At 69.7% G+C, this 20,133-nt stretch carries 21 protein-coding genes, 1 tRNA gene and 3 pseudogenes; 16 read left to right on the top strand and 9 right to left on the bottom strand.

The annotated features are described in order from the left end of the window. The 3 genes and pseudogenes from K4G64_RS30010 to K4G64_RS30020 all read left to right on the top strand — a co-directional run. Positions 1-209 (top strand): annotated as a pseudogene (locus K4G64_RS30010) (xylose isomerase); the annotation flags it as partial. Further along, positions 206-1,627 carry a nucleotide pyrophosphatase/phosphodiesterase family protein gene (locus K4G64_RS30015; RefSeq protein WP_221759097.1) on the top strand — a complete coding sequence of 474 codons (1,422 nt, stop codon included), beginning with the start codon at positions 206-208 and terminating at the stop codon, positions 1,625-1,627. The pseudogene K4G64_RS30010 and the gene K4G64_RS30015, both read left to right, overlap by 4 nt. A gap of 81 nt (positions 1,628-1,708) precedes the next feature. Beyond that, positions 1,709-2,776, top strand: coding sequence for a sugar phosphate isomerase/epimerase (locus K4G64_RS30020; RefSeq protein ID WP_221759098.1), 1,068 nt, complete (start codon positions 1,709-1,711; stop codon positions 2,774-2,776). Between the two features lie 530 nt (positions 2,777-3,306). On the opposite strand, the gene K4G64_RS30025 is transcribed toward K4G64_RS30020, so the two are convergent. Beyond that, entirely contained in the window at positions 3,307-4,638 is a 1,332-nt protein-coding gene (locus K4G64_RS30025; protein ID WP_221759099.1) for a DUF2254 domain-containing protein, read from the bottom strand. 142 nt (positions 4,639-4,780) lie between these two features. Between K4G64_RS30025 and K4G64_RS30030 the strand changes: the two genes are divergently transcribed. Then, positions 4,781-4,865, top strand: a tRNA-Leu gene (locus tag K4G64_RS30030). A 53-nt stretch (positions 4,866-4,918) separates the two neighbouring features. Here K4G64_RS30030 and K4G64_RS30035 read toward each other — a convergent pair. Continuing rightward, complete coding sequence (locus tag K4G64_RS30035; protein ID WP_221759111.1) at positions 4,919-5,992, bottom strand: hypothetical protein; 1,074 nt, start codon at positions 5,990-5,992, stop codon at positions 4,919-4,921. Between K4G64_RS30035 and K4G64_RS30040 the strand changes: the two genes are divergently transcribed. Beyond that, on the top strand, positions 5,964-6,287 hold the full coding sequence (locus K4G64_RS30040) for a hypothetical protein (protein ID WP_308122533.1): 324 nt from the start codon (positions 5,964-5,966) through the stop codon (positions 6,285-6,287). The two genes, K4G64_RS30035 and K4G64_RS30040, sit on opposite strands and share 29 nt — an antisense overlap. 34 nt (positions 6,288-6,321) lie before the next feature. On the opposite strand, the pseudogene K4G64_RS30045 reads toward K4G64_RS30040, so the two are convergent. The 3 genes and pseudogenes from K4G64_RS30045 to K4G64_RS30050 all read right to left on the bottom strand — a co-directional run. After that, positions 6,322-7,495: pseudogene (locus K4G64_RS30045) on the bottom strand (3'-5' exonuclease); the annotation flags it as partial. Continuing rightward, on the bottom strand, positions 7,405-7,662 hold the full coding sequence (locus K4G64_RS41160; RefSeq protein WP_308122530.1) for a hypothetical protein: 258 nt from the start codon (positions 7,660-7,662) through the stop codon (positions 7,405-7,407). The gene K4G64_RS41160 and the pseudogene K4G64_RS30045, both read right to left, overlap by 91 nt. A 5-nt stretch (positions 7,663-7,667) precedes the next feature. Continuing rightward, positions 7,668-8,063 carry a hypothetical protein gene (locus K4G64_RS30050; protein ID WP_308122531.1) on the bottom strand — a complete coding sequence of 132 codons (396 nt, stop codon included), beginning with the start codon at positions 8,061-8,063 and terminating at the stop codon, positions 7,668-7,670. A 273-nt stretch (positions 8,064-8,336) separates the two neighbouring features. On the opposite strand from K4G64_RS30050, the gene K4G64_RS30055 reads away from it, so the two are divergent. Genes K4G64_RS30055 through K4G64_RS30080 form a run of 6 tightly spaced genes read left to right on the top strand, consistent with a single transcriptional unit; the run spans position 8,337 to position 12,490 of the window. Continuing rightward, complete coding sequence (locus tag K4G64_RS30055; RefSeq protein WP_221759101.1) at positions 8,337-8,759, top strand: WXG100 family type VII secretion target; 423 nt, start codon at positions 8,337-8,339, stop codon at positions 8,757-8,759. 59 nt (positions 8,760-8,818) lie between these two features. Beyond that, a complete protein-coding gene (locus tag K4G64_RS30060) occupies positions 8,819-9,133 on the top strand; it encodes a WXG100 family type VII secretion target (RefSeq protein WP_221759102.1) in 315 nt (104 codons plus the stop codon). Further along, on the top strand, positions 9,133-10,869 hold the full coding sequence (locus tag K4G64_RS30065; protein ID WP_221759103.1) for an RNase A-like domain-containing protein: 1,737 nt from the start codon (positions 9,133-9,135) through the stop codon (positions 10,867-10,869). Before K4G64_RS30060 ends, K4G64_RS30065 begins: the two co-directional genes overlap by 1 nt. A 27-nt stretch (positions 10,870-10,896) precedes the next feature. Continuing rightward, complete coding sequence (locus K4G64_RS30070; protein ID WP_221759104.1) at positions 10,897-11,460, top strand: hypothetical protein; 564 nt, start codon at positions 10,897-10,899, stop codon at positions 11,458-11,460. Between the two features lie 60 nt (positions 11,461-11,520). Next, complete coding sequence (locus K4G64_RS30075) at positions 11,521-11,820, top strand: RNase A-like domain-containing protein (protein ID WP_221759105.1); 300 nt, start codon at positions 11,521-11,523, stop codon at positions 11,818-11,820. A 13-nt stretch (positions 11,821-11,833) separates the two neighbouring features. Then, positions 11,834-12,490 (top strand): contact-dependent growth inhibition system immunity protein, encoded by a 657-nt coding sequence (locus K4G64_RS30080; protein ID WP_221759106.1) that lies wholly within the window; start codon positions 11,834-11,836, stop codon positions 12,488-12,490. Between the two features lie 35 nt (positions 12,491-12,525). Here the strand turns inward: K4G64_RS30080 and K4G64_RS30085 are convergent, their stop codons facing one another. Further along, entirely contained in the window at positions 12,526-13,020 is a 495-nt protein-coding gene (locus K4G64_RS30085; protein WP_308122532.1) for a hypothetical protein, read from the bottom strand. Positions 13,021-13,278: 258 nt separating this feature from the next. Between K4G64_RS30085 and K4G64_RS30090 the strand changes: the two genes are divergently transcribed. The 5 genes from K4G64_RS30090 to K4G64_RS30110 all read left to right on the top strand — a co-directional run bounded on the left by K4G64_RS30090 (position 13,279) and on the right by K4G64_RS30110 (position 16,786). After that, positions 13,279-14,748, top strand: a complete 1,470-nt coding sequence (locus tag K4G64_RS30090) for a sensor histidine kinase KdpD (protein ID WP_260461159.1) — start codon at positions 13,279-13,281, stop codon at positions 14,746-14,748. Positions 14,749-14,825: 77 nt separating this feature from the next. Continuing rightward, complete coding sequence (locus K4G64_RS30095) at positions 14,826-15,218, top strand: roadblock/LC7 domain-containing protein (protein ID WP_221759108.1); 393 nt, start codon at positions 14,826-14,828, stop codon at positions 15,216-15,218. A gap of 3 nt (positions 15,219-15,221) precedes the next feature. Beyond that, a complete protein-coding gene (locus K4G64_RS30100) occupies positions 15,222-15,608 on the top strand; it encodes a DUF742 domain-containing protein (RefSeq protein WP_003994206.1) in 387 nt (128 codons plus the stop codon). Next, a complete protein-coding gene (locus K4G64_RS30105) occupies positions 15,586-16,209 on the top strand; it encodes an ATP/GTP-binding protein (RefSeq protein ID WP_190903474.1) in 624 nt (207 codons plus the stop codon). The genes K4G64_RS30100 and K4G64_RS30105 overlap by 23 nt, the downstream gene beginning before the upstream one ends. Further along, entirely contained in the window at positions 16,172-16,786 is a 615-nt protein-coding gene (locus tag K4G64_RS30110; RefSeq protein ID WP_221759109.1) for a GAF domain-containing protein, read from the top strand. Before K4G64_RS30105 ends, K4G64_RS30110 begins: the two co-directional genes overlap by 38 nt. Positions 16,787-17,475: 689 nt before the next feature. Here K4G64_RS30110 and K4G64_RS41555 read toward each other — a convergent pair. The 3 genes and pseudogenes from K4G64_RS41555 to K4G64_RS30125 form a co-directional block, all read right to left on the bottom strand. Continuing rightward, positions 17,476-19,116 (bottom strand): annotated as a pseudogene (locus tag K4G64_RS41555) (ATP-dependent DNA helicase); the annotation flags it as partial. A 58-nt stretch (positions 19,117-19,174) separates the two neighbouring features. After that, entirely contained in the window at positions 19,175-19,375 is a 201-nt protein-coding gene (locus tag K4G64_RS30120) for a helix-turn-helix domain-containing protein (protein ID WP_260461161.1), read from the bottom strand. After that, positions 19,341-19,838: a hypothetical protein gene (locus tag K4G64_RS30125; protein WP_221759110.1), complete on the bottom strand. Its 498-nt coding sequence runs from the start codon at positions 19,836-19,838 to the stop codon at positions 19,341-19,343. The genes K4G64_RS30120 and K4G64_RS30125 overlap by 35 nt, the downstream gene beginning before the upstream one ends. Positions 19,839-20,133 lie beyond the last annotated feature (295 nt).

Consider the following 20,133-nt stretch of genomic DNA (forward strand, 5'->3'; position numbering starts at 1 on the left):
CCCTCCCGGTCCTGAAGTCCGCACTCACGCGGCTCGTCGGCGGTCCGGCCCCGCTCACCCGCCACCTGGAGGTCGAGACCTACACCTGGCAGGCCCTCCCGCCCGAGCTGCGCCCCAAGGGCCGCACCCAGCTCGCCGAGGGCATCGCCGCCGAACTCACCCTCGCCCGCGACCTGCTGACCGACCTCGGCCTGAAGGAGCTGCCATGAGCACCGGCCCTCATGAGCAGTCCGACCCGGCCGCCACCACGATCCGCCCCACCCCGCTCCTCGTCCTCGATGTCGTCGGCCTCACCCCCCGTCTCCTCGACCACATGCCCCACCTCAAGGCGCTCGGCCAGTCCGGCTCCCGTGCCCCGCTCGGCACCGTCCTGCCCGCCGTCACCTGCGCCGCCCAGTCCACGTTCCTCACCGGCACCATGCCCTCGGAGCACGGCATCGTCGGCAACGGCTGGTACTTCCGCGAACTCGGCGACGTCCTGCTGTGGCGCCAGCACAACGGGCTCGTGGCCGGCGACAAGCTCTGGGACGCCGCCCGCCGCGCCCACCCCGGCTACACCGTCGCGAACATCTGCTGGTGGTACGCCATGGGCGCCGACACCGACATCACCGTCACCCCCCGTCCGGTCTACTACGCCGACGGCCGCAAGGAGCCCGACTGCTACACCCGGCCGGCCGCACTGCACGACGAACTCACCGACAAGCTCGGCACGTTCCCCCTGTTCCACTTCTGGGGCCCCGGAGCCGACCTCGTCTCCAGCCGATGGATCATCGACGCGACCCGCCACATCATCCGCACCCGGCACCCGGACCTGACGCTCTGCTACCTCCCTCATCTCGACTACGACCTGCAGCGCTTCGGCCCCGACGACCCGCGCTCCCTGAAGGCGGCCGCCGACCTCGACGCCGCCATGGCCCCGCTGCTGGACGACGCCCGGGCCGAGGGCCGAACCGTCGTCGCCCTGTCCGAGTACGGCATCACCCGCGTGAACCGGCCCGTCGACATCAACCGCGCCCTGCGCCGCGCCGGGCTGCTGGAGGTGCACACGCAAGCCGGCATGGAGTATCTCGACCCGATGGCGTCCCGCGCCTTCGCGGTCGCCGACCACCAGATCGCCCATGTCTACGTGCGCCGCCCCGAGGACCTCGACGCCACACGAGCGGCCCTCGACGGCCTGCCCGGCATCGCCCAACTCCTGGACGATGAGGGCAAGAAGACCCACCACCTCGACCATCCGCGCGCGGGCGAGCTCGTCACCGTGGCGGAACCCGACGCCTGGTTCACGTACTACTACTGGCTCGACGACGACCGCGCGCCCGACTTCGCGCAGCTGGTCGAGATCCACCGCAAACCCGGCTACGACCCGGTCGAACTCTTCATGGATCCCCTCGACCCGTACGTCAAGGTCAAGGCAGCCACCGCACTGGCGCGCAAGAAGCTCGGCATGCGCTACCGCATGGCGGTCGTGCCCCTGGACCCCTCACCTATTCGAGGCAGCCACGGCCGCCTTCCGCAGAGCGACGACGACGGTCCGCTCCTCATCTGCTCCACCCCCCGTGCTGTCGGCGACCGCGTCGCGGCCACCGATGTGAAGTCACTGCTGCTCCGACTCGCCGGTCTCACCTGAGGTCACAGCCCTCGGTACCGACTGGTCACAAGTGAAGCACTCACCACTGACAACGCCCCGCGATCACGAGGAGTTCCACGCATGAGCCGCTTCTGCCAGCCCGACCCCGAACTCGGTCACCGCCTCAGCAGACGAGGCATGCTCGGCGTGGCCGCCGGTGCCACCGCCGCCGCTCTGCTCGGTGCCGCGGCCCCGGCGAACGCCGCCACCGGCACCGCCGCCCCCGGCGGCGCCACGCCCGCCACCACGTCCGGCGCCAAGGGCCGCGGCCGCCCCGTCCTGCCGCCCGGCCGCCTCGGCATCCAGCTCTACAGCCTGCGCGACAGGGTCTCCACCCTCGGCTTCGGCCCCGTCTTCGCCGAACTGGAGCGGTACGGCTACGACGAGGTCGAGTTCGCCGGATACACCCAGGGCTCGGCCGGCCCCATCACGCTCGCCCAGCTCAAGCGGCTGGCCCGCAACCACGGCCTGAACCCGATCGGCAGCCACGTCGGCTACTACTCCGACGACCCGAACGCCTACACCTTCGCCCAGAACCTCACCAAGGTCCTCGACGACGCCCAGGCCCTCGGCCTCAAGCACATCGGCACGGCCTCCGGCCCGTTCCGCTACGGCTCGACCGTCGACGCCTGGAAGCGCGCCGCCGAGGACTTCAACACCTACGGCGCGGCGGCGCGGGCCCGCGGCATGAAGTTCTACCAGCACAACCACTCCGAGGAGTTCTCCTTCGCCACCGACAACCCCAAGGTCCGCCTCTACGACGTCCTGCTCAAGGAGACCGACCCGGACCTCGTCCACCTGGAGATGGACATCTACTGGGCGTACGTCGGCCAGTTCCGCTTCTCCAAGCGGCCCGACGGCACCCCCGCGCCCTTCGAGCCGCTGAACTACGTCCTGCGCCAGCCCGACCGCTACCCGCTCTTCCACGTGAAGGACGGCGAGAGCGACCCGTCGAACCCGTACGGCTACAACATGACCGACGTAGGCGACGGCGACATCGACTACCAGCGGTTCATCTCCGCCGTGACCCGGCTGCGCGGCCACCGCCTGGCCCACCACTGGCAGGCCGAGCACGACAACCCGGCCGAGTCCTTCACGTTCGCGCGCCGCTCCAGCGCACACCTGCACTCCCTGAGGGAGAAGTGCTGACGGGGGAGGTGCCGACCGGCGTACGGACCTGAGGAGGCCCCTCCCCGGACGGGTAGGGGCCTAGTTCTCCCCGAGTAGTCCGGGATGAGTGCCGCGAACAGCGGGTAGAACGCCCCGCTGCCGAAGCCGGACAGGAACGCGAAGAACAGGAACAGCCCCCTCTTGGGGAAGGGGGACGTCCTCGCTTCGTACGGATCTGCCGTCATGTCAGGCTGTGTCCTCGCCGAGCGGTTGCGGGTTGGGGGAGATCCGACCCGTCTTCCTGTCGCGTCCCGGCGGGCTCAGGAACAGCGCCACGCAGCCGGCGAAGAGCGAGATGGAGCCGGCCAGGGGGGGCGCGTCCGGCGCCGGTTCCGCGCGGGGTTCGCGACGACAGGGCCGGCGTCGGACGCCGCAGCGGCAGGACGTGTTCCGGTCCGTCGTGGCGCGGCCCGCTGCCCCGGATGTGGTTCAGCGCCCGCTGCCCCGGACGTGGTTCAGCGCCCACTGCCCCGGTACGTCGTCCCGCGCCCGTTGCCCCGGTCCGTCGCTCAGCCGATGCCCTGCCGGTCCGGGCGCAGCGCGAAGTCGCGGTCCGAAGCGGTCGGCGCGGCCTGCTCGACGGCCTGCCGGAGCAGTTCGCGATGGCGCAGCAGCGGCTCGCGGCGTTCCGGCGGTGCGAGCAGGAGCAGGTCGTCGAGGCCGGCCAGCATGCGCCGGGAGATCTGCGGGCTCCCGACGGCGCATCCCCGTACCTCGGTGAACCCGAGATCCACCAGCTCGGTCCAGTCCGGCACGGGCTGCACCAGCCGCACCGCACCGGCCCGGTCCCGGTGCAGGGCGGCGTCCAGCGGGCGCCGGCTCAGCGCGGCCAGGAACTGGACGACACGGTCCAGCGCCTGGACGGCGGTCGTCGGATCGTTGATCGCGGGGGACAGGGCGCGCAGCGCGATGTCGGCCAACTGCCGCAGTCCGAAACCGAGATCCTGGTGGTAGGTCCGCTCCACCCCGACCGAGATCGCGTAGCGCAGGGCCCTGCGCGGTGGGACGGGCCCGTCGTGCACCGCCAGCACGGGCATGCCGGGCACCACGAAGTCCCCGATCCGCGGGATCAGCCGCAGCACGACCCCGTGTTTGCGGGCCACCCGCACCAGCCGCGCGATGTGCACGTCCCGCAGCACTCCCGCCCGGCCGTCGTGCGGCACCCACGCGGTCTCCGTGCCGGGGGCGGGAGCCGCCTGTCCGCTCACCGGGACGGGCATCGAGGCGGGCACCCGGAACGACTCCGAGGCGATCCGCGCGATCACATGGCTGATCCGCATCAGCCGCAGGGTCGCGTTCACGTACAGCACGAAGAGCAGCAGGCTCAGCCCGACCATGCAAAGGGTGAGGACGGACTGCACCAGGGGCACCGTCGTGACGGACCGGGGGTCGTCGACAGTGTCGAAACTCGTCAGCACCAGCAGGGTCAGTACGAAGGTCGCCAGGAACACCGCGAAGGTCGCCTTGGTGATCCGGCTCCGGACGAAGAGCCGCACCACGCGCGGAGTGAACTGCCCGCTCGCCATCTGCACGGCCACCAGCGAGATGCTGAAGACCACACCGATGAAGGTCATCATCGCCGAGCCGACCGCGCTCACCACGGCCTTCGCGTCCTCCGCGAACCGCAGCAGCTCGTCGAGCGTCTCGTAGTCCTTCTCCCGCTGGAGCGCGTCGACGATGGCGGTGTCGAGCGCCTCCGCCCCGATCCAGACCACGAAGACGCTCACCATCGCCGCGGTGGGGGCGAACCAGAACGTGTCCCGCAGATGCTCCCTGAGCGGTGACAGCGCACGCGGACGACGCCCCGTCGAGGAGCTCTGCGTAACCATCCAGTCACTCATGGTGTGACCCTAGAGGTATCGGTCCGTGAGGTCCCGGACCCCCGCCAGGCGGACGGAAACGCAGGTGAAAGGCACTCCGAAAGCTTGGTATTGTTGTCCATGTCGCCGCGGGGAACAGCCCTGGCAGGGCGGCAGACACCTGGTCCGGGTGGCGGAATGGCAGACGCGCTAGCTTGAGGTGCTAGTGCCCTTTATCGGGCGTGGGGGTTCAAGTCCCCCCTCGGACACAGACGGGACGTTCACGAGATCGTCCCGAAGCGTTCACGAATTACCGGTCGAGTCATGTGACTCGCCGGTATTTCGTCGTTTCTGGGGCCTTGAGCCTCGTGATCGGCTCGATGAGGGGGTGAGGCGGTGGCGGTCCAGGTACTGCGCCTCTCACCTGCGGAAACAGGACATGCCTGCGCGACGGCTGGTAGCCGTGGCGCAGGCATGTGGGGTTTTCAGGGGGCGGAGCGCGGCGGAGGTGTGTCACTCGCGTGGCGGCGGGTCGACCTGCTCGGTCGGAAGCGGTCGCGCCAGGGGGCGGGTCGGAGGGCTCACCGGGTTGGGTTGCGGCGCTCTGCGTGCTGGCTTTGCGGGGCTGGATGCCCTGGTCGCGGAGGAACCGTCGGATGGCTCTGAGGTTCGCCACGAAGGTGATGACGGCATTGAGCAGGGTCTGTGCGTCGCGTCCGTGCGGCAGGCGGAGCTGGGGATTGTCGATGGTGTCGAGGGCGGACTTCTTGAGGTTGCCGTTGCCGCCCTCGTTCTGACTGCGCAGTCCGGACCAGGCTTCCTGCCACAGAGGGGTGAACAGGGGGCACTTCTGCCGCCACTTGGCCAACACGGTGCCCGGGACGGTGACGCTCTTCCCTCTGCAGATGTCGGGGTAGACGGGGGTGTCCCGCTTGGGCCTGGGGATGGTGGGCAGGGCTGCCGGGGTGCGGACAGTGGGGGCGTCGAGGTCGACGACGGTGGACGGGCGTGGCTGGGGCCGGCGGTAGCAGGTGACCGTGGCGTGCGGCCCGAGGGCGGGGCACTGCCGACGCTGGTCCCCTGCGGGCCCGTACTCCTTGATCTTGGCCTGGTAGTCCTTCCGGGACTGAATCAGATTGAGTCCGTGGGCGCGGTCCTCGTCCGTGCGGCTGTCGATGTATGTGGCGCCCGCAGTGACGAGCGGGGTGGGCATCAGCGGGCAGTAGAACTCGCCGCCCAACAGCTGCATACCGCGGAACTCTCCCTGCCGGTCGACCTTGTCGTCGTAGTGCTTCACCGCGTTGAGGCCTTCGCCCGAACTCCTGGCCGGCGAACAGCCGCTGGACGGCCGCAGCGACTTGTACGCGGTGGGGTGCCTGTTGCACCACATGCTCACCGGACACCCTCCCTTCCGCGGTGAGGGCCCCGCCGAACTCGTGACCCGGCACCTCACCGCGTCTCCGCCGAGGCTGGCCGACCGCGGCGTCGATGCTCCGGCCGCTCTGCAGGACCTGCTGCACGCACTGCTCGCCAAGCGCCCCGAGGACCGTCCCAGCTGGGCGGCGGACGTGTATGCGGCCCTCGCTCCGTACCTGCCGGACCCCGATCCGGCCTTTGCGACCCGCAGGGTGCCGCCGGAGGATCCTCAGCGACCGTTCCTCGTGCCTCAGGGGCCGGTCATGCCACGCTGACCGAAGCGAACCGCGGCACGATCCCAGAGGCCGATCACGCCGCGACCGGTGGCCGAACCCGGATCAGTTCCTCCAGGAACGGGCTCGGCTCCCCGTGCCAGAAGACGTTGAGGCTGTCGCGGGCGCGCGTGGCCGCCACGAAGAGCAGGGAGCGGGCGCTGCATCTCGGCCCTGTACCGCGCCGGGTCGGTGGTCCGCCGCTGCCGGACGCTCGCGCGCGGCACCAGCCCGTCGGTCACCCCGGCGATGATCATGCGCTGGTACTCGAGCCCCTTGAAACGGAACATCGTGCCGATGTGGACGCCGCTGTCGCCGCGGGGGCCGTCCGGGCCGATCTCCAGCGCCCGGATGCCGTGCTGGGCCAACGTGTACGCGACTTCACTCGCCATGTCGTTGGTCGGCACGGCGATGGCGATCTGCTCGTGCGGCACCTGACCCCAGGACTCGATCAGCGCGGCGATGGCCTCCCGCTCGTCGGCCCAGCCGCCCAGCCTGTGCAGGTCGGGTACGGCGCCGCTGAGCACTGAGCGGTACCCGGCCAGCGTCTCACCGCCGCCGTCGAGGTCGTCGTACGTCTCGTCGCCGAGCACGTTCAGCGCGGAGCGCAGGATCTGCCGGGTGGTCCGGTAGCTCAACGACAGCTTCGACGACCGGCCGCGGATGTTGATGCCGAGGCTGCCGAGCGTCATCTGGTTCTTGTAGATGCGCTGGTGGGTGTCACCGACCAGGAAGAGGTCGTTGCGGTCCGGGGCGGTCATCGCACGCAGCATCTTCCCGTGCGCGGGCCGCAGGTCCTGGGCCTCGTCCACGACGATGTGCCGGTACCGGTACCGCAGCCAGCCGCCCGAACCGTCGGCCACATGGACGTTGTCGAGGCCGCCGGCTTCCTCGCGCTGCCGGTCGATGGCCTGGATCCGACGGGCGCGTTCGGTCTCCAGCTGCGCCGCCCGCTCCGCGATCTGGTCCCAGGTCTGCACCTCCAGCCGCTCCAGGCGCTGGGCGAACCTCTCGGCGAGCTGCCAGATCTCGGCGCGCTCGGGTCGGCTGACCGTGCGTCCGCGTCCGGCGCGGCGCGCCCGGAAGTATTCGGTGCGGGAGGTGATGGCCTGACCGAGGATCACCTGGGTCCACTCGTCGTGCAGGAACTCCGCGTCCCAGCCGTCCTCGCCGAGCTCGTGCAGGAGCGAGCGCCATTCGCGGACGGCGGCGCCTGGCGCATCTCCTCGCGTCGCGTCATCACCCGCCGGAAGTCCGTGTCCGGCTTGTCGCCGATGTAGAGACCGGCCGTCACCTGCACCAGTTCGCGCTGCGCCAGGTAGTCGCCGATACGGCCCGCCTGGTCGGTGGCGAGCGCGTTCATCGGGTACAGCAGCACGGCCTTTACCCGCGCCGCCCCAGCGACTTCTGCCGCCGGCAGTGATCGAGCACGGGAATCAGGAACGACTCGGTCTTGCCGGATCCGATGCCGGTCGTCACGAGCGTCGGCTCGGCCGTCCCCTTGTAGGTGCTCAGCCGCTCCCACGCCTTCGCCTGATGCCGCCACGGCGTGAACGACGGCTGCCGTTCCAGCGCCGCCCGCCGCCCCTCGTCGGCCGGATGGAACGGCGTCCTGATCCGCAGATACGGCCCGCGGAAGATGCCCGTCTCCAGATCCCCGAGAAACCGCTCCAGTGCGAGCGGCGTGTCCTCGTCGGCCAGCGCGTACGTCGTCGTGAGGTACTGCGTCAGACTGCCGCGGAGCTGCGCGGCGGCCAGGGTGGGCTTCACGAGGACCATTTCGGACAGGACGGTTACCGGGGCCGCCGACGATCAGCGTCAAAAATAACGCCCACCTCGGACATCGGTACCCACCTGGTCGAATCCCGGACCCCGGCCGCCCGGCAAGGACGGGCCGCAGGTGCCCGGTGATGCCCATGACCGGACGGCGCCTTCCCGCCGACTGCCCTCCCCTGGGCCGCCGCTGGGGCCGGCCTCCAGAGAGCGCGAGGTTAGGATCACTGTGCATACGCGATTTGTCATGCCGAGGTCACGGGGGCGGAGGTACGGAGCATGGGCGTACGTGGTGCGGGCGCGGGCCAAGAGGGCGGCGTCGATCTGAGAGCGTCGAGCCAGGACCTCACCAAACTGGCCGATGACCTCGACGACATGCAGGATCACCTGGACAAGCAGGTCAGGCGCATGGACGCGATCGTCGACCGCATCGAGGCGGGTTGGCGAGGACCGGCGGCGACGGCGTACCGCGGGTTCCACCGGGCGGCGGCCGAGGACGCCGTGCGCATCCGCGAAGTGATCCGGCACCTCGAGCAGGCCGTACGTCTGAGTCGGGACGGCTTCACGGAACAGGAGCTGGACGTGATGGCCCGACTGCGGAGCATTCCGGTGGACATCGACAGCGAGGTCGACAAACTGTCGACACCGAATCCGGAGACGACCGGGCCAGTCCCTCCGCGCAGCAGTCTCGACTCCTTCTGACGGCCTCTCCGAGAACCTCTGCCGCAACCGCGACGACGACACCTACGAAACGGGGAACCATGCCGACCGGGAGCGCGGACGACGGGCACATCACCGTCTCCTTCGCCACCCTCCGCGAACTCGCAGCCGAACTGGAGGACATCCTCAAGAAGCTCAACGACAGTCTGGACGACCTCCACGACCGGGTCGTGCCGGTCGTGCTGTCCTGGGAGGGGGAGGCCCGCGAGGTCTTCGTCGAAAAGCTCGACGAGTGGGACCGTTCGGCCGAGGACCTCCAGGCGGCCCAGAAGTGGCTGCACGAGTGTGCGACCACGAGCCACATCAACTATGCGGCAGCCCACCAGGCCGTGCTGCGCGGCTGGGGGGCCGGCTGATGGGGACGCCACCGCCGGGCCAGAACGGCACCATAGACGTCAAGCCGGCCGACCTCCACCGCGTCTCCGGCGGTGTGGCGAGCCAGCAGACGGTGATGGACAAAGGCGCCAAAAGCCTGCTCGACGACCTGCACAAGTACCCGGACGCCGGCGGTTACGGCACCTCGCCCCAGGCGTTCGCGACGTCGTACGTCAAGGTCGGCAACCGCTTCCTCGAGGTGTGGGCCAAGAGCGTCGTCAGCATCGGGGGAGCGGCAGTCGGCTTCACCTCGACGGCCAATACCTATGCGAAGGCGGAGGCGGCCAACGATCCCACGGGGCAGGCGAAGCCGGTCGTCCAGCCGTTGCCGAAGGTCCTCGAGAAGCCGCCCGCCTACGGTTCCGTGCCGAATCTGAAGTGGGGCGACGACGACGGCGGCGACGACTTCATCCGCGGGCTCCTCGAGTGGGTGCCCGAGCCGGTCCGGGACGTGCTGAGGCCGGTGGTGAAGCACGCCTTCCGGATGGGCAAGGTCGCCGAGGTCTATCCGTTTCCACAGCAGCACTACCTGAACTCGCTGTCCAAGGCGTGGATGGCGACGACCAGCGCGCTCTCCATGGCGGAGAGCGGGCTGACCGGGAACGTCAGCAGCATCACTCAGCAGGCCAACAGCGAGTGGCACGACGCGATGCGTCAGTTCTGCAGTTCGCTGTGGGGCACGACGGCGTGGGGCAAGAGCCGCGAGAACTACGAGTGGAAACACGACAGCTCCTCCTCGCAGACCGCCACCCACCCCGTGATGACCGTGCTCTTCGACACGGCTCAGAAAGTCAGCGATCTCCTCTACGACTTCGCCGAGGCGGCCGTCTACCTCAATCGCGAGGTGTGGGACGTCTACATCGAGGCCGTGCGCGACGCGATTCCCAAGGTCGAGGTCAACCTCAAGGACGGCGTCGGCATGGACGACGTCAAGGGCCTGGTCAAAGGCGTGGTCAAGGGGGTCGCCAAGGGCGCGAGCCAGCTGGGCCAGGGCATCGTCCTGAACATGGACACCGCCAAGCTGAACTCGATCGTCACCGAGTACAACCGACGGGTCGACGCGCTCGTCCCGCAACTTGACGCGCTCATGGATCCGTTGGACGAGGCACACCGGAGCGCTCCGAAGTACGAGGCCCAGGAGGCCCGTGCGGAAGGCTTCGGCATGCGGGCCCTGGAGGAGTTCAAGGACTCGCAGGTCTGGCTGAAGGTCGACTCGACCGGCAAGTACGACCTCAACCTCGCCGCCAACGAGTACATGGAGAACGGCCACACCCTGGACAAGCACGTCGGCAAGACGGACGAGCAGCTCGCGCAGCGCCTGCGCGACCAGCAGACGAACGGCCCGACGCAGGCCTGGCCGCACGGCAAGCCGTACCCCGGCGCCGCGTCGTCCTTCCCGAGCTACCAGCGGGCTGAGGAGCTGACCGAGTACAACCTCAACCGGAACAAGTCCGCCATCGAGGCGTGGATCAAGGGCCCGCCGCCGCCGGAGGAGGGTAAGTCCAAGCCGTTCTACTCGACGGCGCCCAACGGCGAGACCAGCGGCCGCAGCGTGTTCAAGCAGCCGGTGGACCCGAACGACCCGCTGTCCGGGTACAAGGAGGGCGGCATGAACGCCAAGGCGTACGACGTCACCGGCATCGACACGCGTCTCAGGTACGACAGCAGCCGCAACCCGCCGTTCACCGTCATGACGTCGATGCCCTACAAGCCCTAGCAACCCTCCGAGAAAGGTCCGCACCACATGTCCGCCGAACAGGCGTCCTGGGAGGCCGCGGTACGTCACCTGTACAGGGATGCGACCGCGTACATCGCCACCGGCCTGCGCAGTCACGAGGACTGGACCCTCGATGTCCTCGCGCTGATGGCCCGGGCCGTGCCAGACCCCAGGGGATGGGCCCGCGTCGACGACGCGGGAGAGGACCCCGAACGTGTCGGGAACCCCACATGGCCCTTCGTCGGCCACCCCCCGGAGTACGTCAGACCGCGCCTCAAAGAGATTGACCGGGACAGTGCCGAGAACCTGCTCCTGGCCCTCACCGAGGGCGGCTGCACCCTGTCCAACCTCCAGTACTTCGACGAGTCACCGGACGAACTGCGGGCGATGGCACGCACGGTCCTCGCGCGGTACGGGGACGCGGCCACCTTTCACACCAACGTCGGCCGGACCGGCAGCGCGCCCGGCACACTCGACTTCACGCTGGAGAGCCTGGAGTACAGCCCGATGACCGTCTTCACAGAGGACTGCGGCCTCGTCGTCGTCTCGGACACCGAGGTCGGCCTGTTCTGGAACTTCAACGACCTGTGATTCGGCTGCTGATCCCGAACGAGCGCAGCTCCTGACCAGGTCATTTGAGAGGATGTCCCCGTGCTGACCCGTTCCGCCTCCTATCCCGACCGGGGGACCGCCCACTGGGCCACCCAACAGGTGGTGACCGCCAACGAGCAGGTCATCCACCGCTGGCTCGCCCAGGGCACCCGGGCCCGCCTCGCCATCGAGGCCGCCTGGCCCTCCCGCGAGGAGCCCGTGGGCCGGGTCCAGCTGGAGGCCGACCTGCTGGCCGGTCGGGGGCCCGTCGACGTCCGCGCGGCACGCGTCGTGCTGCGCCGCGAGCCGTCGAGCCCGCATGGCTTCGTCGTCCACACGACCGTCCCGTTCTACTTGTAGGGGCTGCCCGCACATGTCCATGAAGCCGCTCGAACACGACCGCCGGTACGGCGAGCTGGACCAGGTGATGCGCGCCTACCTGGGGCAGCCGGCCGATGACACCCCGGAGCGGCGCAGCCGCGCGCTGGACGCGTACCTCCGTCACACCTGGCACACCCGCCCCTGGGCCATCGCGGAGGCGGAGCGCCAGCTGCGCGAGTACAGCCGCAACCCGCCGGGCCGCCTCCGGCTCGAGCTGGGCGAGTTCTACGCGATCCCGGACACCGGGATGCCCCAGTCCGAGATCGGCGACTGGCTGACGGTGCTGGCCGACCACCTGAGGAAGAGCGTCGAGGAAGGCGACGTCCCGGAACCGTCGTCCCCGCAGACGCACTGGGAGTGGCACGCGCGTTTCCCGGAAACCGCGCAACTCCTCGGGGGCTGGTTCTCGCAGGACATCGTCGACGAGTTCCCCGACCACGACGAGGCCGTCGCCGACTACGCCGCCACCACCGACCCCCACCTGGTAGCACGCCTCGTGGGCGAACTCCACGAACTGCTCGCCCTCCCCCTGGACGAGGGGGACTACGCCTTGGCAACCGCCGAACTCGGCATGGAGGTCGGCCCACCCGAACCCTTCTCCTACGGCGCCTGGTTCCAGGCGGTGGCGGCGACACTGTCCGGCGGCTGATCCGGGAACACCGTGCACGGGAGATCGTGAGGCGGTCAGGTCCAGTCAGTGAGGTCCCCGACGAAGTCCGCGTACGAGCGGTTGCCGCCGCGCGGGGTGGGGATCAGCCGGTGTTCCAGCGCCTTGCGGGCGACCGCGGGGCCGTCGCTCTCCCGGAAGACCGGCAGACCGAGCCCCCGCTTGAGCTTCTCCTTGGCGTCCCTGATCCGCCCGGTGTCCTTGTTCAGGAGCTTCGCGGGCACCTTCCACCGCGGACGCACATGCGGAAAGGCGTCCGGGAACAGCAGCGACCAGCTTTCGCTCTCCCAGGCGGCGAGCGCGAGAGCCGTGCTGAACTGCGGGCACTGGCGGGTCAGTTCGTCGGCGAGCGCCTTGCGGATGCGCTCGTAACCGGCATCCGCGTACCCGTTCAGGTCCTCGTGGACGACGAAACCGACCAGCTCCGTGCGCTCCCGGAGGGTAGGTGCATCCCAACAACAAGTTGCATGTGGTCGGAAGCGGTCACACCCGCGGTGGATCAGAAGACGCACTGAGGGAAGCCGGCCGGGCGGCCGGACCGGGGTCGGTGCCCGTGGTGTGAAAATAAGGGCAACGGTTCGATCACTGTGCGTGCCAGAGGCTGACACCGAAGATCGGGTGCGGGGTAACGTGCGCGTTCAACCTGATCATCGCACTGTCCAGGGACTGTCATGCCCGATCCTTTTACGCCGCCGGACGACCGGTCGGTAGCGCCGGTGACCGCCCGTGTGACGGCCGAGTCGCGAGCCGGATCATTGAGGCGGCGTCAGATGCTGTGGTCGGTGCTGCCACCGGGCGTGGTCGCCGTGGCCGGTGCGGTAGCCACCGCGCTGGTCAGTGATGGCCACCTGGACCGGGCGGAGCAGGTGGCAATGTCCGGCAGCGTGGTCCTCATTGGCGCCATGGCGGCCGGAATCGCGGGTGCAAGGGCTTCGGCGGAGGCACGAGCAGTCACCAAGCACTGGACGGAGCTGTCCCGTGCGGCCGACCGGGACCGTGCCGAGCTGGCCGAGCTGATCCGTACCACGGCCGAGGGCAGAGCCGAACTGGAGTCGCTCTTCCGTCGGCTGAAGGCCGGGGAGCCCCCTGTGCGGCGCCGGCCGGAACTGCCCCCGCAGACCGGCCCGGACCAACTCTCCCGACTCGGATTCGAGATCGCCGCCGCCCGGCACGAGGCGGAGGCAGCCCTGCTGGAGACCGCCGCCGGTGCGCTCGGTGCGGAACACAGTGCCAAGCTGGAGCAGTTCGAGGTGTTCGCCAACCTGGCGCGCCGGCTCGAGTCACTGGTGCACCGCGAGATAGGTCTGCTGGACAGCCTGGAGAACGAGGTCGAGGACCCCGACCTGCTCAAAGGGCTGTTCCGGGTGGACCATCTGTCCACCCGGATCCGCCGCTACGCCGAGAACCTGGCCGTGCTCGGCGGCGCGAACACCCACCGCCAGTGGACGCGTCCGGTCGGCCTGACCGACGTGCTGCGTTCCGCCGTCGCCGAGATCGACCAGTATGCCCGGGTCAAGCTGGTCCCACCCATTGATGGAACGGTGAGCGGCCACGCCGTGGTCGATGTCGTCCACTTGCTGGCCGAACTGCTGGAGAACGCGACGGTCTTCTCGCCGCCCCAGACGACCGTGCACGTGCGGGTCGAACCCGTCGCCGCCGGGGTGGCGATCGAGGTCGAAGACCGGGGCCTGGGCATGTCGGCAGCCGAGCGCAACCAAATGAACGCGGTGCTGGGTGCACCGGACAAGGTCGCCCTCGGCGAGCTGCTGCAGGACGGCCGGATCGGCCTGTACGTGGTCTCGGTCCTGGCCCAGCGGCACGACATCGCCGTGCAGTTGCAGAGCAACGTGTACGGCGGCACTCAGGCCGTCATGGTGTTGCCCACGGCACTGCTCGGCCCGCAGCCGGCAGCTCCCGCGTCCGAGCACCCCGCCGTCGCGACCCCTGACGCGGAGCCGCAGGACCCAGTGGAGTCCGATGCGACGGACCCCCCGGCGACAGGGATGACCGTAGTCGCGGATCCGCTCGTGTCCGATCCCGAACCGCAGCCCGCCCCGATGCCCTCCGACGGCGAGGACGACCGTCCGCAGCTGCCTCGGCGACGCCGGGACCAGGCCGCCGAACAGCCGCACCCGGTCCCCAGCGCCGGTGGTTCTTCCGAGGACGTCGCACACGACCCGGGTCTCATGGCCGCGTTCCAGACCGGACTACGCAGGGCCGAGGAAACGGAGACGTCCTGACACCCGAAGGCCACGCTGAAGGCCCGGGGCCCCGTCCACCAAGCCATTTCCTTCTGCCGAAAGAGGAGTACACGATCGTGGCGAGCGAAGACCTTTCCTGGCTGTTGACAGGTCTGGTGAACCGGGTGCCGCACACCCGAAGCGCCTTGTTGCTGTCCTCGGACGGACTGGTGAAGGCAGCGGAGGGGCTCGACGCGGACGCCGCCGACCAGTTGGCCGCGCTCGCCAGTGGGCTGTACTCACTGGCGCGCAGCGCGGGCCGGCGCTTCGACGACGGCGGCGACGTGCGGCAGATAGTGACGGAGCTCAGCACCTCGATGCTGTTCGTCTCGTCCGCCGGGCACGGCGCGGTGCTGGCGGTGCTGGCCGGACGCGAGGCGGACGCGGCGGTGCTGGGCTACGAGATGGGCATGATGGTGAAGAGCGTGCGCCCGCACCTGGCCACGCCCCCACGGCACGTGGTGGGGTAACCGATGCCTCCGGTCCTCCCCGAGGGACCGCTGACCGACGAAGCGGTCGGGCGGCTGGTCCGTCCCTACACCGTGAGCGACGGCCGGACCAGGGCCACGTCCCACTTCACGCTCGTGACCGTGGTACGGGCCACCGGTGTCCAGACGCAGGGCACCTTCGGCCTGGAGCATGCGCAGGTGCTGGCGCTGTGCGAGAGCCCTGTCAGCGTCGCCGAGGTCGCGGCCCGGATGCAGGTGCCGGCCGCCGTGGTCAAGGTGCTGCTGTCCGATCTGGCTGAGGGTGGCGCGGTGGTCGCAGGCCAGGCGCGCCCGCCCTCCGCGGACCACTACGCACTACCTGATCGAGACCTCCTGGAAGCGGTGCGCGATGCCCTCCTCAAACGACTGTGACGCGCTGCCCGCCGAAGCCCTGCCGGTGGGAATCAAGGTGCTCATCGCCGGCGGGTTCGGCGTGGGAAAGACCACCTTCGTCAACACGCTCAGCGAGATCGAGCCGCTGAGCACCGAGGAGATGCTGACCGCCGTCAGCGCGGCCACGGACCGACTGGACGGAGTGGAGAACAAGGCCACCACCACCGTGGCCCTGGACTTCGGCCGGATCACCCTCAGTCCGTCCCATGTCCTGTACTTGTTCGGCACACCCGGACAGGAGCGCTTCTGGTTCATGTGGGACGAACTCTCCGAGGGGGCGCTCGGGGCGGTGGTCCTCGCCGACACCCGCAGGCTGGAGCACTCCTTCGCGGCGGTGGACTTCTTCGAGCGGCGCGGCATCCCCTTCGTCGTCGCCGTCAACGAGTTCGACGGCGCGCACCGCTACCACGCGGAGGAGGTGCGGACCGCGCTCGACCTCAGGCAGGAGGTGCCGGTGGCGCTGTGCGACGCCCGCGTCCAGAGAACGGGCATCCGCGTGCTGCTCGAACTGATCCAGCACCTGATCACGACAAGGAGTTCCCATGGCAGCGACACCGCCCCACCCCTCCTCCGGGCCTGAGTCCGGGATCGCCGTGCGCCATCTGCTCCTCCCCCCGGAGGACCCACAGATGCGTACCCGATCCGAGCGGCTGCGCGCGCTGGGCATCGAAGCCCGTCCGGACACGGAACTCGACGCCTTCGCACGGGAGCTGGCACAGCGCACCGGCGGCTGCTACGCCGGGGTCAACTTCTTCCTCGACGCCGACCGCCAGTACTTCGCAGGGTTGTACAGCGCCGCACAGGACACCCCTGTGCACGTGGGACCACCGTTGCTTCACGACCCGGTGCCCGGCCGTGTCATGCCCCGCGACATCGACATGGGCATCTGCCCGCACGTGGTCAAGCGTCGCCGGGCGCTGGTGCTGGAGGACATCCGGGATTTCCCGCGGTTCGCCGGAAACCCGGTGGTCGACGCGATCGGCATCCACTCCTACCTGGGCGCACCGCTGATAGACAGCACCGGCGTGGTGCTCGGCACCATCTGCGTAGTCGACCAGGACCCGCAACCATGGGGGCATAAGGGGCTCGAAACCATCAAGGCCATGGCTGCGGAACTGGTCGAACGGCTCGAGGAGTCGGCGCGCCGTCGCAGCTGACCAGCGCTGCCGGAATTTGCAAGACCCACCCATGGTCTGTGAGCCGCAAGTTCCGGGAAACGGCCGTCGACGAGCGGGCGGGCGGGTCAGACACCCCATGTCGTTCGATGTCGAACGGCGTGGGAGTGCATGGTGTGACCGGGCGGCCGCTCCGTCGTACAGGGTCCGGGTCGTCCTGAACGTGACGGAGATCGTGTCCAGCGCCTTCGCGAGCCGGTCCGTGTCGGCCTTCTTGCTGGTGGCGGGTCAGGCCGCTGAAGGCCTGGACGACGTCGTACGCCGGCACGGTCCGCCCGAGCGGGATCTCGCTGCCCGGCTTCAACCGGCCGGAACCCTTCGGGTACAGGGCCCGGTACGCGGGAGCGGCCCGACGGCGCCCGCGGAAACGCCCGGATGCTGGTGCCGACGACGGGTGACGGCTGTTCGTGCGCTACGGCCCGACTCATCCGCGCCACTTGATGCGTCGATGCTCCCCGGCAGGTCGGCGCTGTGGGAAGGGAACGGAGCGGATCACCCTTCGAGCGCCGTGCCGACGACCTCGCCGCCCCAGCCGTCCCGGGCGCGCCACAGGACGTGCACGGTGAAGATGTCGGGGACGGCTTCGGCGGCCCAGTCCTCGGTCGGGGGTTCGCACAGGACGAGGTAGAGGCCGGTGGCCCGGGCGGGCAGGGTGTGCTCGATCTCAAGGAGACGCGTCGCACGTCCACCCAGTCCGCCTGGTCGCGGCGGAGAATGCGGTTGGCCATGCCCTTCAGCTCGGACAGGCGGGCGCGGGCGTCCTGCGGCTCGCCGTCTGTGACCGACACCAGCTCGTCGAGTACGCCCAGGGCCGCGATGTAGCGGGGCGCCATGGCGGGCGAGACCGGCATACGGCCACGCTGGTCGGTGGTGAGCACGGTATGGGTGGTCTCGTTGGCGAACACCCAGCAGTCCAGCCCGTCGCCGGTGCGGGGCGGGGTGGAGCCGTGCCGGACCGTGAGCATCATCGGGCGATCGAGTGCCGGGGCCAGGGCGGTGACCTTGTAGCGGCCGCCGGGGCCGGGGCCGACGACCTTCACCCGGATGTCCGTGCCGATCTCGGGGACGGCGGCCTCGTCGTCCGGCCGGACCTCGGCGGGAGAGGAACCGGGGATTTCGGCCGGGGCAGGGGAGGGGACGGTGTTCGTGAGGGCCTCCGGGAGAGGTGCGGTGTGCAGCACGGTCAGGGTCTGCGTGCTGCGGGTGAGAGCGATGTAGAGCTGGCGCAGGCCGGCCGGACCGCGGGCGGCGATGGTGGCCGGCTCCAGGACCAGGACGTGGTCGTACTCCATGCCCTTGGCCTGCGCGGCGGCCAGCACCGAGACCGCTTCGCGACGGGGGCCGATGAGGTCGTCGTTTCCGTCCAGGAGGCGGGTGATCTGGTCCAGCCACATGGAGTCGTCGGGGACGATGACGGCGATGGAGCGCAGGTTGTTCCCGTCGTCGCTGGAACCGACGAGGCGCGTCACCTGGGTGACGGTGTCCTCGAGGAGCTTCCACGGCACGGTCGCCACGGTCCGTACCGCGTCCTCGCCCGCCTCGCGCACCGCCCGCGGGTAGGGCAGATCGGGGGCGACCGCGCGGGCGAGTGGGGCGACGAACTCCATGATCTCCGCGGGTACGCGGTAACTGGTGGTGAGCTCGGCGACGCGCCAGTCGCCATGGTCGGACAGGAGCGTGCCGAGGCGCTCCCAGCTCGTGTGGGTGTGCGGGCCGGTGGCTTGGGCGAGGTCGCCGAGGACGGTCATCGAGCCCCCGGCCGCGCAGCGGCGGCACAGGGCGCGTGCCTGCAGGGGCGTGAGGTCCTGGGCCTCGTCGACGACGATGTGCCCGTAGCGCGGCGGGACTTCGCCGCTGATGAGGAATTCAAGCTCCTCGAGGCAAGTGTGGTCGTCGAGGGTCCAGGGCTCGGCACCGGCGGTGGCGGCGCGGGGCCGGTGCAGGACGGCCTGTTCGTGCTCGTCCAGGATGCTGTCGGCGCAGGACCGGAGCAGGTCGGGGGAGTCGTACAGGCTGCGCAGGGCTTCCTTGGCGCTCGGGGACGGCCAGATCCGTTCGACGAGCCGTTCCACCCGGCGGTTGCGCTCGAACTCCCTGCGGATGGTGGGTGACTGGCCGCGGCGTGGAGCGATGTCCGTGAGCTCGCGCAGGAGGAAGTCGACGAGCAGGGTGCGGAAGCGGTCCCGGCGCTGCCGGTACGGGCCCCCGCCGTCCTGGGCGGCGGTGAGGAGGTCGAGGACCCGGGAGCGCGGGACGCGCAAGGTGGTGCCGGCGGCGGTGACCATGACGGCGGGCTCGTCACCCTCGAAAGAAATCAAGGCAGGTAGGTCGTGCCACGATGACGCGTCAGATGAGGAAGAGGGGGCGACGTTAGCCGGAGCGGGTGCGCAGGCCCTCAACACCCTCGGCCTGGTGGCGGCGGTACCAGGTGTAGTACGCCTGCCGGCTGATGCCGAAGTACCGGCAGGACATCGCGACGTTCCCGGTGATCTCTTCGACGTGACGTATGACGGCCAAGCGCCGCTTGGCCTCGCGGTCAAGCGGCGGGGTGGTGGGAGTGGACTTCGGCATGTGGATCTCCGTAGTGATCGGAGACCCAGGTGTCAACGATGAGCGTCAGTTTTAGAGCTGTGCGGCCGTGGAAGAACACCACCTCGCTGGATCGCTGCATCACGTGGACTTTTGCGGCCGATGAACCGGACGGGTACCGAGTAGCGGCAGACCCGGACCGCGACCATGCCATAACGGTCCACTCGTGGGGGAACGCGATGCAGGTCTCGCCCCCTTCCTCGGGCAGCAGCAGCGGGGCCTCCTGGGCGAAGTCCTGGCCGATGGTTCGGTTCCGCATCCCGATCCGCCGGGCCTCCTCCGCCCTCTCGAACTCCGCGAAGCGGGCGTTGAGCTCATCCAGGGAGTCAACCCGCTGCACCGGCGTCAGGTAATTGCGACGCCAGTAACCGACCTGGCCCTCGACGCCTCCCTTCTCATGGGCGCCGCGGAGTCCCGGCTCGCAGTAGAACGCCGTGATACCCAACCGCTGCCGAAAGTCCCTCCAGCGCGGACGCTCCTCTCGCGACCGGCTCTTGCGGATCACCCTCGACACGGCCGGCGAGAGATTGTCATCGTCGACACAAAGTGTTCAGTCGGGCATCACGCTGTCTCGTCGCCTGGAGGGGCCGCGGATGCGGTCGCGGTAACGCCCTTCTTTCGTGGCAGGGGTTGGGCGGCCGGCCCTCGGGCAGCCGCCGCTGACCTGGACACTGGACGCCCTGCGCGCCCTCGAGCTCTACGCCTGGCCGGGCAACGTCACCGAGCTGGCCCATGTCGTC

It is taken from the genome of Streptomyces sp. WAC04114 (genome assembly GCF_019733245.1).
In the GTDB taxonomy this organism is placed as follows: Bacteria; Actinomycetota; Actinomycetes; order Streptomycetales; family Streptomycetaceae; genus Streptomyces; species Streptomyces massasporeus_A.

Bases quoted from the DNA above. Each gene is read 5' to 3' on its own strand.
- K4G64_RS30080 (WP_221759106.1), top strand. From the start codon at position 11,834: ATGTCCATGAAGCCGCTCGAACACGACCGCCGGTACGGCGAGCTGGAC.
- K4G64_RS30015 (WP_221759097.1), top strand. From the start codon at position 206: ATGAGCACCGGCCCTCATGAGCAGTCCGACCCGGCCGCCACCACGATC.
- K4G64_RS30090 (WP_260461159.1), top strand. From the start codon at position 13,279: ATGCTGTGGTCGGTGCTGCCACCGGGCGTGGTCGCCGTGGCCGGTGCG.
- K4G64_RS30060 (WP_221759102.1), top strand. From the start codon at position 8,819: ATGCCGACCGGGAGCGCGGACGACGGGCACATCACCGTCTCCTTCGCC.
- K4G64_RS30055 (WP_221759101.1), top strand. From the start codon at position 8,337: ATGGGCGTACGTGGTGCGGGCGCGGGCCAAGAGGGCGGCGTCGATCTG.
- K4G64_RS30025 (WP_221759099.1), bottom strand. From the start codon at position 4,638: ATGAGTGACTGGATGGTTACGCAGAGCTCCTCGACGGGGCGTCGTCCG.
- K4G64_RS30110 (WP_221759109.1), top strand. From the start codon at position 16,172: ATGGCAGCGACACCGCCCCACCCCTCCTCCGGGCCTGAGTCCGGGATC.
- K4G64_RS30120 (WP_260461161.1), bottom strand. From the start codon at position 19,375: ATGCCGAAGTCCACTCCCACCACCCCGCCGCTTGACCGCGAGGCCAAG.
- K4G64_RS30020 (WP_221759098.1), top strand. From the start codon at position 1,709: ATGAGCCGCTTCTGCCAGCCCGACCCCGAACTCGGTCACCGCCTCAGC.
- K4G64_RS30065 (WP_221759103.1), top strand. From the start codon at position 9,133: ATGGGGACGCCACCGCCGGGCCAGAACGGCACCATAGACGTCAAGCCG.
- K4G64_RS30050 (WP_308122531.1), bottom strand. From the start codon at position 8,063: ATGGTCCTCGTGAAGCCCACCCTGGCCGCCGCGCAGCTCCGCGGCAGT.
- K4G64_RS30070 (WP_221759104.1), top strand. From the start codon at position 10,897: ATGTCCGCCGAACAGGCGTCCTGGGAGGCCGCGGTACGTCACCTGTAC.
- K4G64_RS30105 (WP_190903474.1), top strand. From the start codon at position 15,586: ATGCCCTCCTCAAACGACTGTGACGCGCTGCCCGCCGAAGCCCTGCCG.
- K4G64_RS30100 (WP_003994206.1), top strand. From the start codon at position 15,222: ATGCCTCCGGTCCTCCCCGAGGGACCGCTGACCGACGAAGCGGTCGGG.